This is a genomic window from uncultured Brachyspira sp. (assembly GCF_910588665.1).
In the GTDB taxonomy this organism is placed as follows: Bacteria; Spirochaetota; Brachyspiria; order Brachyspirales; family Brachyspiraceae; genus Brachyspira.
Window position 1 is genome coordinate 147,726 of the sequence record NZ_CAJUPR010000005.1, and the last position, 13,527, is coordinate 161,252.

Annotated in this window: 11 protein-coding genes, 1 tRNA gene and 1 pseudogene; all 13 read right to left on the reverse strand. The window is 30.2% G+C overall.

From position 1 onward, the window contains the following. Positions 1-56 precede the first annotated feature (56 nt). Positions 57-1,673 (reverse strand): hypothetical protein, encoded by a 1,617-nt coding sequence (locus QZ306_RS05395; protein ID WP_295161913.1) that lies wholly within the window; start codon positions 1,671-1,673, stop codon positions 57-59. Between the two features lie 149 nt (positions 1,674-1,822). After that, on the reverse strand, positions 1,823-3,037 hold the full coding sequence (locus tag QZ306_RS05400) for an FprA family A-type flavoprotein (RefSeq protein WP_295161915.1): 1,215 nt from the start codon (positions 3,035-3,037) through the stop codon (positions 1,823-1,825). A 27-nt stretch (positions 3,038-3,064) separates the two neighbouring features. Next, the gene (locus QZ306_RS05410) at positions 3,065-4,984 is read right to left on the reverse strand and encodes an acyl-CoA dehydrogenase family protein (RefSeq protein WP_363322633.1); all 1,920 of its coding nucleotides are present in this window, start codon (positions 4,982-4,984) and stop codon (positions 3,065-3,067) included. 73 nt (positions 4,985-5,057) lie between these two features. Further along, complete coding sequence (locus QZ306_RS05415) at positions 5,058-6,404, reverse strand: butyryl-CoA:acetate CoA-transferase (protein WP_295161917.1); 1,347 nt, start codon at positions 6,402-6,404, stop codon at positions 5,058-5,060. A gap of 231 nt (positions 6,405-6,635) precedes the next feature. Beyond that, a complete protein-coding gene (locus QZ306_RS05420; protein WP_295161919.1) occupies positions 6,636-7,049 on the reverse strand; it encodes a hypothetical protein in 414 nt (137 codons plus the stop codon). A gap of 149 nt (positions 7,050-7,198) precedes the next feature. Beyond that, entirely contained in the window at positions 7,199-7,762 is a 564-nt protein-coding gene (gene efp, locus QZ306_RS05425; RefSeq protein ID WP_295161921.1) for an elongation factor P, read from the reverse strand. Positions 7,763-7,828: 66 nt separating this feature from the next. Continuing rightward, complete coding sequence (clpX, locus tag QZ306_RS05430) at positions 7,829-9,067, reverse strand: ATP-dependent Clp protease ATP-binding subunit ClpX (RefSeq protein ID WP_295161923.1); 1,239 nt, start codon at positions 9,065-9,067, stop codon at positions 7,829-7,831. A 112-nt stretch (positions 9,068-9,179) separates the two neighbouring features. Beyond that, positions 9,180-9,782: an ATP-dependent Clp endopeptidase proteolytic subunit ClpP gene (gene clpP / locus QZ306_RS05435; RefSeq protein ID WP_295161925.1), complete on the reverse strand. Its 603-nt coding sequence runs from the start codon at positions 9,780-9,782 to the stop codon at positions 9,180-9,182. Between the two features lie 24 nt (positions 9,783-9,806). Continuing rightward, positions 9,807-11,117, reverse strand: a complete 1,311-nt coding sequence (locus QZ306_RS05440) for a trigger factor (RefSeq protein ID WP_295161927.1) — start codon at positions 11,115-11,117, stop codon at positions 9,807-9,809. Between the two features lie 69 nt (positions 11,118-11,186). Continuing rightward, positions 11,187-11,259 (reverse strand) — tRNA-Gly (locus QZ306_RS05445). 81 nt (positions 11,260-11,340) lie between these two features. Further along, on the reverse strand, positions 11,341-12,138 hold the full coding sequence (locus tag QZ306_RS05450; RefSeq protein WP_295161929.1) for a Cof-type HAD-IIB family hydrolase: 798 nt from the start codon (positions 12,136-12,138) through the stop codon (positions 11,341-11,343). Positions 12,139-12,195: 57 nt separating this feature from the next. Next, the gene (locus QZ306_RS05455; protein ID WP_295161931.1) at positions 12,196-12,861 is read right to left on the reverse strand and encodes a ribonuclease HII; all 666 of its coding nucleotides are present in this window, start codon (positions 12,859-12,861) and stop codon (positions 12,196-12,198) included. An 18-nt stretch (positions 12,862-12,879) separates the two neighbouring features. After that, a pseudogene (locus tag QZ306_RS05460) lies at positions 12,880-13,527 on the reverse strand (hypothetical protein); the annotation flags it as partial.

The window sequence follows — 13,527 nt, forward strand, 5'->3', positions numbered from 1 at the left end:
CTCCAAAAATAATTATTAATTATATATGAATAATAATATTTATCAACTATCTGTTATTATGATACGCTTTTAAAATTGGCTTTAAAGTCTATATTAATATGCGTATAATTTGAATTAATAGAAGAAGCTATTATAATGCTGTTGGGATAACTCCAAGTTCTAAACGGTATATTAAAATTTCTTAAAATATCCTGAGATTTAGAAAACTGTATTGTAAATATATAGTTGGCATTCATATTTTTAGATATTTGATTGTTAATATATAATTCTAAAGTTTCATCGTCATAGCTATTATCTATAACGGTTTCTATAGCTTTTTCATTTTCACTCGCAAAATAAACAGTATCTATAAAAGTATAATAAAGTATATTTACATTATTTAAATTATAAGAATATATAAAATTATTATTATAACCTCTTTCATTTTTATTTATATTAGTATATTTATCCAATAATGATATTTCAAGCTTAGGAAGTAAAGAATTATCATTTAATATATCAAATATAATTACAGGATAAATAATTTCGGATCTTTTAGATTCAATGCATGCAATAGCCGCTTCTCCGTATAAATCGTTTATAATACTCCCAAAAGAATAAACATCATTCATTTTCGTAAATAAATTAAATATTTCAGCATATAATTTATTATTATGTTTAACTTTCAAATCATTATATATAATAGGATAAAGACCCGCTAAATATGACTTTAATCCTAAATACATAACCGTTCTTTCTTTTGATAAATATTTTTGTATATCTATTTTTCCTTCCAAACCATAAAGAGAATATTTATCGGAACCTCCATATTCATAATCTGCAAAAATATCGGCAATTCCGTTATTGTCATTCAATTTAATATTTCCGTATATGGTATAAACATTATTAAAATATTTAAGCGGAATAAATAATATAGAACCGCTGCATTTATTATAATCAAATAATCTTTTATTGACATAGAAAGAAATATCAGACTTATATTTATTTTCAATATTATTGAATAATTCTATATCATTTATACCGTCCGAATAAGAATTAAAAAAATCTAATATTTTTTTTATATGATTATAATTCTTAGAAGATATTAAAAGACCTTTATAAAAACCGAAAAATAAATAAGGTTTCCCATTGTCCAAAACATATATTTTATTTCCATTATAATTAATTTTTTTTACATTATAAGAAACATTGTCTATATTTAATTCTTTAGGATTAAAAAAAGAGCTTAATATAAATGAGTTTAATTTTCCTATATCAAAAATATAAAATATTTCAGAATTACTCAAATTACCGTTATATTCCCAAAACAGCAAAGCGGAATTTCTTTTTAATATTGGTTTAGAAGCAAGTCTTACAAAGAAATTATTATTAGTTTTTAATATGTTTGCAAATGAATCTGCAGTTTTAAGCAATAGGGAAAAGTCATACATAGATTCATCATGCGATATTCTATAGGCATATATTGAATCTGAAAATTTAAGTATGCTTTTATCAAGACTTTTTACACTTATATAAGCAATGCTGTCTTTCGGAAGTTTTATTTCAGATATATTTTTTTTATGAAGTCCGTATGGAAAATATCCGAATATAACTAATATAAATACCGATGCAATTAGTATAATAAATAATACAAAAAATAATTTAATTTGTCTTTGTCTTTTAATGCTTACCATATAAAATTATTTCCTCAAATTATATTTATAATTAATCTCATATTTTAACATATTTATATAATAATTGATATTTGATACTACCGCTATATAAAAAATCCGATTCAAGCTGTACACCTGAATCGGACTTTATTAAAACAATATATTAAATATTATTTATTCATAGATTCAACTATAGCATCAACTAAAGCATCAACTTCGCCCATATTAGCAGCTTTCATAGAAGAAGAAACAGAAACCTGAGCATCTAATATTTCGCATTGTTTCAAATTATTTTCAATAAACTCCTGCATTAAAGCACCTGATTTAGGAGCCCAAGAACCATTTTCAATGATAGCAAATTTACGCTTCTGAAGATTTAAGAATCTCATATGATCCAAATAATCATGCATAGGCGGATAAATATTTAAGTTATATGTAACGGAAGCCAACACAACATGACTTAGTTTGAATGTATGAGAAATTAACCAAGAAACATCAGTGCTGGATACATCGCACATAGTAATATTAGTAACGCCTTTTTCAGCTAATTTACAAGCCAATACTCCAACTAAATTTTCAGTGTTTCCATACATAGACGCATAAGCAATTAATACGCCTTTTTCTTCAGGCTCATAAGTACTCCATTTGTTGTACTTATCAAGAATATAACCTAAATTACTTCTCCAAATAGGTCCATGCAAAGGACAGAACATTTTAATTTTATCAATGATTCCGCCTGCTTTTTTAAGCAAATGCTGAACCTGAGGACCATATTTACCAACAATATTAGTATAATATCTTCTAGCCTCGTCAAGCCAATCTCTGTCAAAGTTAACTTCATCATTGAATAATCTTCCGCCTAAAGCTATAAAAGAACCGAAAGCATCGGCAGAGAATAATACTCCATTAGTAGTATCAAAACTAACCATAGCCTCAGGCCAGTGAACCATCTGAGCGGCAACAAAAGCTATTTCATGTTTGCCGAATTTTCTTGTATCGCCTTCTTTTACTATATCTTTTTTATCTTCAGGAATAGTAAATCCGAATTGATCCATAAACATAAAAGCTTTTTCAGTAGATATAACTTTAGTTTCAGGGTGTCTTAATAATACCTCATCTAAAGAAGCGGCATGATCAGGCTCCATATGATTAATTATCATATAGTCAAGTTTTTTACCATTTAAAACATATTCTAAATTATCTAAGAATTGTCTGCAAACAGCCCAATCAACAGTATCAAAAAGAACTGTTTTTTCATCTAAAAGAACATAAGAGTTATAAGAAACACCTGTAGTCAAAGGGTGTACATTTTCAAATAGAGACAAACGATGTTCATTCGCTCCAACCCAATATAAGTTTTCAGTAACTTTTCTAACGCAATGCATTATTTTCCTCCTTATTTATTATTTAATTTAAGCTTTAATAAAATTAGCTTTCTCTTCGCTACATTCAGGACATGCCCATTCATCAGGAAGAGATGTAAAGTCTGTGCCCGGAGCTATTTCAGACTCAGGATCTCCGATAAATGGATTATATTCATAACCACAACCAAGACATACATAAATTTTAGGTAATTCAATTGTTCTCTTAGGAGTGATTTTTTTCATTTTTTTGTATGGTACTTCTGCAGGTTTTTTAGCGCCTGTATCAAGAGCTTTAGTCAATAAAGGAAGAATCTCTTTAACATCGCCAACAATACCGTAGTCAGCATTTTTGAATATTTTAGCAGATGATTTTGTATTAATAGCAACTATAATAGATGCATTTTTAATACCTTTTAAGTGCTGGTTAGCGCCTGAAATACCGCAAGCTATATATAAGTTACCGTTGAATTTCTGACCTGACATACCAACATATCTTATGATAGGCAAGTATTTCAATTCTTCAGCAACAGGACGAGAACATCCTATAGCAGCACCTGCAGCTTTAGCCAAATCTTCAACAAGCTTCATATTTTCTTTGCCGCCTATACCTTTACCTGCGCTTACCACTCTTTCAGCATTAACAATAGGAGTATTAATATCAATACCTACAGAGAAATCGATTCCGTCTTTCTTAAGAGCTGCTACTAAAGAATCAACTTTATCCTGAGCTGAACCTTCTTTGAAGATGATATTTCTTCTTTCGCCTGTAATAGGACCTTTCTTAGCCATAGGACCTGCAACAGCGGCTGCAGATTTAGGCATTTTACCAAGTATAGATGCAGAAATAACAACTTTTTGTATTTCGCTTGTACCTTCATAAATAGTACAAATTTTAGCATCGCGGTAAGCTCTTTCTACGATATAAGCACCTTTAATATAACCGTTACCGCCATGTATCTGAAGTGCTTGATTTACAACTTCCAAGCCTATTTCAGAAGCGTATAATTTAGCCATAGCAGATTCTGTACCATAAGGTTCATGTCTGTCTTTCATAGCAGCCGCACTGTATATAAGAAGTCTTGCAGCGCGTAATTTAGTAGCCATATCGGCAAGCTTGAAAGCAATAGCCTGCTGCTGAGCTATAGGGCGTCCGAACTGTATTCTATCTTTAGAATAAGCTACAGCAGCCTCGTAAGCACCTTGAGCAATACCTAATGCCTGAGCGGCAATACCTATACGGCCTCCGTCAAGAGTCTGCATAGCAATTTTGAATCCCTGACCTTCTTTACCAAGCAAATTCTCTTTAGGAACTTTAACATTATCAAAAAGCAATTGAGCAGTTGCAGAAGAGCGGATACCCATTTTATCATATTTTTCACCGAATTCAAAACCTTCCCATCCTTTTTCTACTATGAAAGCGCTTACGCCTTTTAAACCTATACCAGGAGTGGTAACAGCAAATACTACATAAGTGTCAGCTTCCATACCGTTAGTAATGAATATTTTTTCACCGCTTAATAAATAATGATCGCCTTTAAGTTCTGCAGTAGTTTCAGTACCGCCTGCATCAGAACCTGCTTCAGGCTCAGTCAAACCGAATGCTCCTATTTTTTCACCTTTTGCAAGAGGAACTAAATACTTTTTCTTTTGTTCTTCTGTACCAAAAGCATAAATAGGATAAGATCCTAAAGAACAATGAGCTGATAAAGTTACACCTATACTGCCGTCAACTCTTGAAAGCTCTTCTACAGCTATAGCATAGGCAATATTATCAAATCCTGCTCCGCCGTATTTTGTTTCAAAAGGCAGTCCCATAATATCTAATTTAGCTTTACCCAATTCTTTTACAGCTTCTTTTGGAAATTTACCTGTTTGATCAAGCTCATGTGCCATTGGAGTAATTACTTCTTCAGCCCATGCTCTTATTTTAGCACGAAGTTGTTCATGCTGCTCTGTTGTTTTAAACATTTGCTTCTCCTTTAATATTTTTATTTAATTAATAGTATACAAAATGATGATAAACTTTCAAATTTATTTAAAATTATTTGTTGCTTTTTCTCCAAATTTTTGCTTTTTCAGCTTCTTTAATTAATCCGTCTCTTAAATTAGGATGAGCTATAGATATTAAAGCTTCAGCTCTCTGCCAAGTGGTTAATCCTTTTAAATTTACTTTACCGTATTCAGTTACCACATAATGAGTATTAGCTCTTGTATCTGTAATTATAGTACCATTAGTAAAGCTTGGAACTATTCTTGATTTTAACTGTCCGTCTTTTCCAGTTACAGTTGAAGATAAACATATAAAGCTTTTGCCGCCTTTAGACAAATAAGCGCCTAATACAAAGTCAAGTTGTCCGCCTGCTCCGCTTATATGCTTAAAACCTGTCGACTCTGCACTTACCTGACCAAACAAGTCTATCTCAACCGCATTATTTATTGACATAAAATTATCAATGGAAGATATCACTCTTACATCATTAGTATAATCCACAGGAGCTGATAAGCATTGAGGATTATTATGTATATAATCATAAAGTTTTTTAGTACCAGCACCAAATGCATAAGTTTGTCTGCCTTTATCTATATTCTTTTTAGAGCCTGTTATTTTTCCAGCCAAAGATATATCAACAAAAGCATCAACATACATTTCTGTATGAACGCCTAAATCTTTCAAATCAGACTGCGCTATTAATGAGCCTACAGCATTAGGCATACCTCCTATACCTAACTGCAAACAAGCTCCGTTCGGTATTTCTTCAACTATAAGTTTGGCAACTGTTTTATCTACTTCGCTGGCTCCGCCTGCAGGCATTTCTTTTATAGAAGGATTGCTTCCCTCAACTATCATATTCACCTGATTAATATGCACTGCTTCCCCGCCTATATAGCTTGCTCCTAAGCATTTAGGCATATTTTTATTAACTTCCACTATAACGCATTTACATCTTTCTATCATAGCCTGCATATGAGAAGCATTAGGACCGAAATTGAAATAACCGTTTTCATCCATTTCTGATACTTGGAACATTGCAACATCTATACCTCTATGCAAATCTCTGTAATATCTAGGCATTTCAGAATAACGAATAGGATCATAAAAACAAAAACCTCTGTCTACCGCTTTTCTTTCTAAGCCTGACATATGCCATGAATTCCATGTTATATGTTTTTCAGGATTCTCTATTTTGAAAATCTCAGGCTCCCACATTAATATGCCGCCTCTAAAATTAAGATCTGTTAATTCAGGCAACCTTTTTGCTAAAGCTTTATCTAATTCCACCGCTGTAGCAACTGTCCAGCCGTAATCAATCCAATCACCCGATTTTACTACTTTCACCGCTTCATCGGCTGTTGTTAATTTTTGTTTGTATAGTGTTTTAAAATCCATAAAAAACTACCTCATTTAATATTTTTGAATAAATTATTGTTACTTTAATACACTCTAGTATAGTAAAATAAAATTCAATTGTCAATTAAATTTATATATAATTATTTTTTTTATTCTAATTTATTTTTTAATATAAACAGTAATATACCTTAATAATAAATAATCGGCTTATAAGACAAACCGCAAATATAAAATATTTTTAAACAAAAGTGTGTACATATTATGAAAAAATTATTTTTTTATATTTCTGTAATGATGAAGAAAAATATCATAAGGATAAAACTTAAAAGAATCGCTGTAAACATTATCAATTAAATTCTTTATTAAATTAAGTTTTTCTTTAAATGATTTATCTTTATCTGCTATTTTACTGAGTTCAAATAAAAAAGATTTTCTTACTATCTTCATAAAAATACTTATTCTTATCATCTCATCAAAAAAATATCCGCTTGGTATTCTCATCATGTTGATAATAAAAAAGAAAATAGATAGAAAATAAAGAACTGAGGCTATTCTAAGAAAATATGCAATAGTAAAATCTACACCCGCTTTATCAAGATAAATACCAAAAACAGTATAATACTCTCCTCTTGAGTTTAAAGCCTGAATTATGAGTATGGCTAAAAAATACGGAATTAAATGCATCAGCCTTTTTACAGTTCTATAAATTGATTTAGTAATTATTATATTAATGATAAAAAGAGCTGCCGAAATATATATCAGAAGATTAATTTTTATAAAAAATATAGCTATTAATATAAATAAAGCTGAAACAGCAGAAAATATATAAAGCATTATTTATTTACACGCTCAACATAACTATCATCTCTTGTATCAACTTTAATTTTATCACCTATATTAATAAATAAAGGCACATTCACCTCAATACCTGTTTCAAGTTTTGCAGGTTTTAAAGTGGAGCCTGTAGTATCTCCTTTAAATCCGGGCTCGGTATAAGCAACTTCAAGCACCACATGTATAGGAAAGCGTACAGCAGTAACATCATCATTAATATACTGCAAATCAACTTCACTGTTGTCAAGCAAATAATATCTGCTGTCGCCTAGTATGCCTACATCAACAGAAACTTGCTCATAATTATCCAGTATCATAAATATATAATTACTGCCGTCTTCATAAAGATATTGAGCTTTTTTATATGATAAATCAGCCTCTTCAACACTTTCGGTAGAAGAAAAAGTCTTTTCTATCATATTTCCTTTAAGCATATTTTTTAACTTTGTTTTCACATTTGCTTTTCTCTGCTGTGCCCTGTGAAAGTGCGCATCCACTACCAAATATGTTTCTCCGTCTAAAATTATAGCATCGCCTTTTCTTAAATCATTTACAGGTAACATTAAAAACTCCTAAAAAAATTTTATTTTTAATAGAAATTATATTTCTTTAATATTTGTTGTAATTTATTATTCCGTATCCGCTTTTCCCAATTTATTTTCAACATATTCTTTATTTAATTCAAATATCTGATTTTCTTTACCATCGTTATTAGGCATCTCATACATAGCGTCAAGCATAACCCTTTCAAATAAAGCCCTTAAGCCTCTTGCCCCTGTATGCTCCTCCATAGTTTTTTTCACTATTGCTTTCAAAGCATCATCATCTATTTTTAATTCTATATTATCATAAGAAAATAATTTTTTATACTGCTTAGTCAAAGCATTCTTAGGCTCTCTCAATATCTGCAGCAGCTCTTCTTCTTTTAGCTCTTCCAAAGTGGCTATTACAGGAAGCCTGCCTATAAGTTCGGGTATAAGTCCGTATTTAACCAAATCTTCTGTAGAAATATTTTTCATTATCTCATCATAATTAAGATTATCCATAGAATTAACTTCGGCTGCAAAACCCAAGCCTTTTTTTGATGTACGTTCTGCAATAGATTTTTCTATATCTATGAAAGCTCCTCCGCATATAAAAAGTATATTGGAAGTATCTATATGCAGATTATCCTGATGAGGATGTTTTCTTCCTCCATGCGGGGGAACTGTAGCAACAGTACCTTCTATAATCTTTAATAAAGCCTGCTGTACTCCTTCGCCAGACACATCTCTTGTTATAGAACGGGATTCGCTTTTACGGGAAATTTTATCTATCTCATCAATATATATTATTCCTTTTTCCGCTGATTTTATATCTCCGTCAGCATTCTGTATAAGTCTAAGTAAAATATTCTCAACATCGTCTCCCACATAGCCTGCCTCTGTAACGGTAGTGGCATCTGCAATTGCAAAAGGTATATTCAATGTTTTAGCTAAAGTACGGGCTAATAATGTTTTTCCGCTTCCAGTAGGACCTATTAAAAGTATATTGGATTTTTCTATTTCAACATCATCTTCGGTATTTTGAGTTATTCTTTTATAATGATTATAAACGGCTACGGATAAAACTTTTTTAGCATAATTCTGTCCTATCACATAATCATCAAGCAAAGATTTAATTTGCTTTGGAGGAAGTATTTTTATTTCATAATCTTTTTTTTCTTTAGATTTTTTATTTTGCATATTTATGCTGAAATAATCATTCGCTATAGCAGAACAATCGGAACATAAATAACCTTCATTGCCCTCAATATATCGGCTTAATTCTTTTAATTCTCTTCCGCATAGAGAACAAACTTCTTTTTTATCATTATTCTTTTTAGACATATAACTCCAATTCTATATTAAAACATAACTATTGCAATAAAAAATTTAAAAAAATCATAACAAGAGACCTAAGCCCCTAAAAAATAATTTAATTAATTATTAAGATATTATTTTATTCTCTGCTTGAAAAAACCTTGTCTATAATGCCGTACTCTTTAGCCTCATCTGAACTCATAAAATAATCTCTGTCCATATCGGCTTCAAGTTTTTTAATATCCTGTCCAGTATGATTAGCCATAATATTATTGAGTATGCTTTTCAGACGAATAGTTTCTTTTAACTGTATTTCCATATCGGTAACCATACCTCTGGATCCTCCAGAAGGCTGATGTATCATTATTCTTGAATTGGCAGTTGCAAATCTTTTACCTTTAGCACCACCTGCAAGAAGCAAAGCACCTGCGGAAGCAGCCTGTCCCACGCATAAAGTTGCAACATCAGGCTTAACATACTGCATAGTATCATACATACCTAAAGCTGCGGTAACAACGCCTCCCGGGCTATTTATATATAAAGAAATATCTTTTTCAGGGTCTGCAGATTCTAAAAACAGAAGCTGCGCTATAACTATATTAGCTACATCATCATTAATCTCTCCGCCTAAAAATATAATTCTGTCTTTTAAAAGTCTTGAATATATATCATAGGAACGCTCTCCTCTGCTGGTTTGTTCTATTACATAAGGTATAGTCATATAATTTTTCTCCAAATTCATATATTGTCCTATTTAATGGGTATATTAGTATCCGCCCCAAACATCGGATTCTTCAGCTTTAAAATTTCCTGCATTTTTTTCTTCAACATTTACATGCTCTTTAACATAATCCATTATAGCTTCAGAAGTTGCTCTTGTATGGGCATCACGCATTATATAATTAACAATATTCTGCTGCTCCTCTTTAGGAAGCTTTGCAAGTCCCATATAGCTTTGATATTGATACATTTTATTTGCATATTCTTTAGCTTTATCCTCATTTACAGTTATGGAATCTTTATAAGTATCAGAAAGCTTAGCCATAATCATATCAAAGATTATCTGCTTTCTTACATTTTCTTCATACTCTCTTTTGATATCTTCATCAGTTTTAGCAACAGAAATTAAAAAATCTGTTTTGCTCATTCCTCTGCTTGACATAGATTTTTCAAATTCATCTAAAGAAATTTCTAATTGTTCTTCAAAATAACCTTTAGGAAGCGTAATATTAACTAATTCTATTAATTTATTAAATAAAGTATCATTTATAAACTCTCTATCGGATCTTTCCTTAGCTCTTTTTATTAAATGCTCTTTCAATGAATCTTTTACTTTTTGTCTGTCTTCCTCTTTAGAATCATCTTTCATATCAGGTTTTTCAACTTTTAAAATATTCATTATAAAAGTAGCTTCTCTGCCGTCAACATAGGTTTTAAGGAGCTTCTTATCATCTTTTTTTACCCCCAAAACATTTCTGGCAAATATGCTTTCATTTTCATCTTCGCTTGCAACAACCGTTAATTCCTTATCATATTTTTTATTTTCTTCATCATCAAATTCTATTTTAACATTAACTCTGTCTCCAAGTTCTGATTTTAAATCGCTTTCCTCAAAATGAGAAAATCTCTGAAGAGAAAGCTTATATGCATCTTCAACAGCATTATCATCAACACTGTATTTATTTTTTTCAACATTAATTGAAGACAAATCAGGCAAATCAAACTCAGGTATAGGATAATATTCATAATTAAGATAAAGTCCGTCATCTTTTTTTTCCAAATTAAGAAGCTTAGGCGTACCTAAAGCCTTAACATTTTTTTCATCATGATAAATATTCCAAGCCTCTTCTATTAAAACTTCATTAGCTGCGCCTTCTAAAGCCTCTCTGTATCTTGAAAGTATAATATTATTAGGAGCATGACCTACCCTAAAACCTTTAACATTAACTCTAGGTTTATAATACTCTATTTGTTTCTCCAATTCTCTGCTGTAAGCATCTTCAGAAACAGTAATTTTCAATGTAACTAAATCTTTTTCATTGGTTGAAGTTTCAAAATTTAAATCTTTAATATCCATTTTAATAATACCTTTTTAAAATTAAAAAATAACCCCAATAGAAAGATATATCTATTGGGGTTATCAATGAGCGGGAAACGGGACTCGAACCCGCGACAGTCTGCATGGCAAGCAGAAACTCTACCAACTGAGTTATTCCCGCATAGACATTGAAAGGAGTATAACATAAAATAAAAAAAAGTCAACTATTAAAATTATAAAAATAATAAATCCTTAAATATAATCACAAAGATAAAAAGTCTTCTAAAAATTTTCCGACTCCGTCATTATCATTGCTTAAGCATATATAATCAGCTTTTAATTTTACTTCCTCTTCTGCATTTTCAACGGCAACTCCAACACCTGCATATTCCAGCATTTCTATATCATTATAATTATCTCCGAATGCTATTACCTGATTTCTATTTATGCCTTTTCTCTCGCAAAGCCAGCGTAAGGCACTTCCTTTATCTATACCTAAAGCCAATACTTCAAGAAAGTTTGTATGCGAAAAAGATGTATGAACATTGAAGCTGTTTCTTATATGAGTCTGAAGTCTTTCAAGCTCATCTCTTTCACCTATAAACAGCATCTTAGTAAATTCGAAATTCCTAACATTATCAAGCCCTATTATGGTATCCGTAATATTCTCTCTTTCAATATATTTCTCATAATAAAAATCAGGTTCCGATACTATATATCTTTCTCCGCTGTAAACATGAAGATAAACATCATAATCGCTGTAAATACTGCAGATAGATTTCGAGGTATTCTCATCTATTACTTTATTGTAAACAAACTTTCCATTTGTATCAGCGATTACAGCTCCGTTAAAAACAATAGAATAATTATTGTTATTAATCATATCTTTATAACGCTTTGCTCCGTTAAAAGGTCTTCCTGTGGAAAATATTATTTCAATTCCGTTTTTAATTAAATACTGAAAAATCTTATTATTATAATCGCTTATGCAGCTATCGCTATTTAAAAATGTACCATCCAAATCGGTGGCTATAAGTCTTATACCCTTTTTTATAATCATAAAAATATATTATCATAAAATAAGGCAAAAACAAGCACATATAAAAAATTAAATATATTACAAATTCAAATTATTTCCTTTACAGAAATTAGATTTTACAGGCTCAAATGAATATCTATGCATATCGCTTGGTCCGTAAAGTTCTATAGCCTTAATATGTTCCTTAGTTCCGTAGCCTTTATTCTTTGAAACTTTATATTTTTGATACAAATCGGGAAGCTCATTCATCATTCTGTCTCTAACTACTTTAGCGATTATGCTGGCGCATCCTATAGAATAAGATTTAAAATCACCTTTAATTATAGAACATTGTTTTATATCAATATCCAATTTCATAGCATCTATTAATAATACATCGGGCTGTAAAGTAAGATTTTTAACAGCATTAATCATAGCTAATTTTACAGCATTATAAACATTAATTTCATCTATAGTTTCAGAATCAACAGAATAAACGCTGAAGCATAAAGCATTATTTATTATAAGCTCATATATAGATTCTCTTTTTTTAGCTGAAATTTTTTTAGAATCGTCCGCATCACATACTATATTTTTTTTTGATATATCAACATTATCATTATTCAATTCTAAAGGCATTATAACAGCAGCTGCAGTAACAGGTCCGAATAAAGAGCCCCTTCCAACCTCATCAATACCGCATATATATTTGCATCCAGACAACAAATATTCTTTTTCATATACAAATTTATCTTGAAAACACATATATATAAAATAAACACATCATAATAACTGATAAGCAAAAAATACAGCAAGTATAACTGCAAATATAGAAACAGACAGTATTGCAATATTACTGATATTTTTATTATATTTAATATTTTCTTTTATATCATTTTTATTATACTGCACAGAATCATTATTATAATCAATATGTTTATTATTCTGTAATTTTTTATTTACCGCATATATTAACTGTTCATATTTCATATTATTTTTTTCTAATAGTTCGCTCAAAGATTTTATAAACTCATCATTCTTTATTTCCTGATTTTGAGACTGAACATTAATTTTTTTATTAATGCTTTCAGCAAACCCCTCAAGCTGATAATTACCTGCATTTGAAAGCTTATTAATACTTTCTTTCAAGTCTTTATTATCTTTTCTTAAAGACGATACTTCTTTGAAATTTTTAAGATTATGCTCAAGTATAATGCTATTAATTTTTTCTTTCTCTTCATCTAAAAGCTTTATATTTTCTTCTTTATTTTTATCAAGCCTATCTGATATATTATCTATTTCTTTTTTATAATCTTCAGTATAGGCATCTAATTTGTTAATAAGCTCATTATGTTTTAAATTATTTTCATTAACAGTTTCTTGTAATTTAGAGTTAATACTTTCTTCAAAATCTTTATTATCTTTTCTTAA

Bases quoted from the DNA above. Each gene is read 5' to 3' on its own strand.
- QZ306_RS05395 (WP_295161913.1), bottom strand. From the start codon at position 1,673: ATGGTAAGCATTAAAAGACAAAGACAAATTAAATTATTTTTTGTATTA.
- QZ306_RS05400 (WP_295161915.1), bottom strand. From the start codon at position 3,037: ATGCATTGCGTTAGAAAAGTTACTGAAAACTTATATTGGGTTGGAGCG.
- QZ306_RS05410 (WP_363322633.1), bottom strand. From the start codon at position 4,984: ATGTTTAAAACAACAGAGCAGCATGAACAACTTCGTGCTAAAATAAGA.
- QZ306_RS05415 (WP_295161917.1), bottom strand. From the start codon at position 6,404: ATGGATTTTAAAACACTATACAAACAAAAATTAACAACAGCCGATGAA.
- QZ306_RS05420 (WP_295161919.1), bottom strand. From the start codon at position 7,049: ATGCATTTAATTCCGTATTTTTTAGCCATACTCATAATTCAGGCTTTA.
- efp (WP_295161921.1), bottom strand. From the start codon at position 7,762: ATGTTACCTGTAAATGATTTAAGAAAAGGCGATGCTATAATTTTAGAC.
- clpX (WP_295161923.1), bottom strand. From the start codon at position 9,067: ATGTCTAAAAAGAATAATGATAAAAAAGAAGTTTGTTCTCTATGCGGA.
- clpP (WP_295161925.1), bottom strand. From the start codon at position 9,782: ATGAATTTGGAGAAAAATTATATGACTATACCTTATGTAATAGAACAA.
- QZ306_RS05440 (WP_295161927.1), bottom strand. From the start codon at position 11,117: ATGGATATTAAAGATTTAAATTTTGAAACTTCAACCAATGAAAAAGAT.
- QZ306_RS05450 (WP_295161929.1), bottom strand. From the start codon at position 12,138: ATGATTATAAAAAAGGGTATAAGACTTATAGCCACCGATTTGGATGGT.
- QZ306_RS05455 (WP_295161931.1), bottom strand. From the start codon at position 12,861: ATGTGTTTTCAAGATAAATTTGTATATGAAAAAGAATATTTGTTGTCT.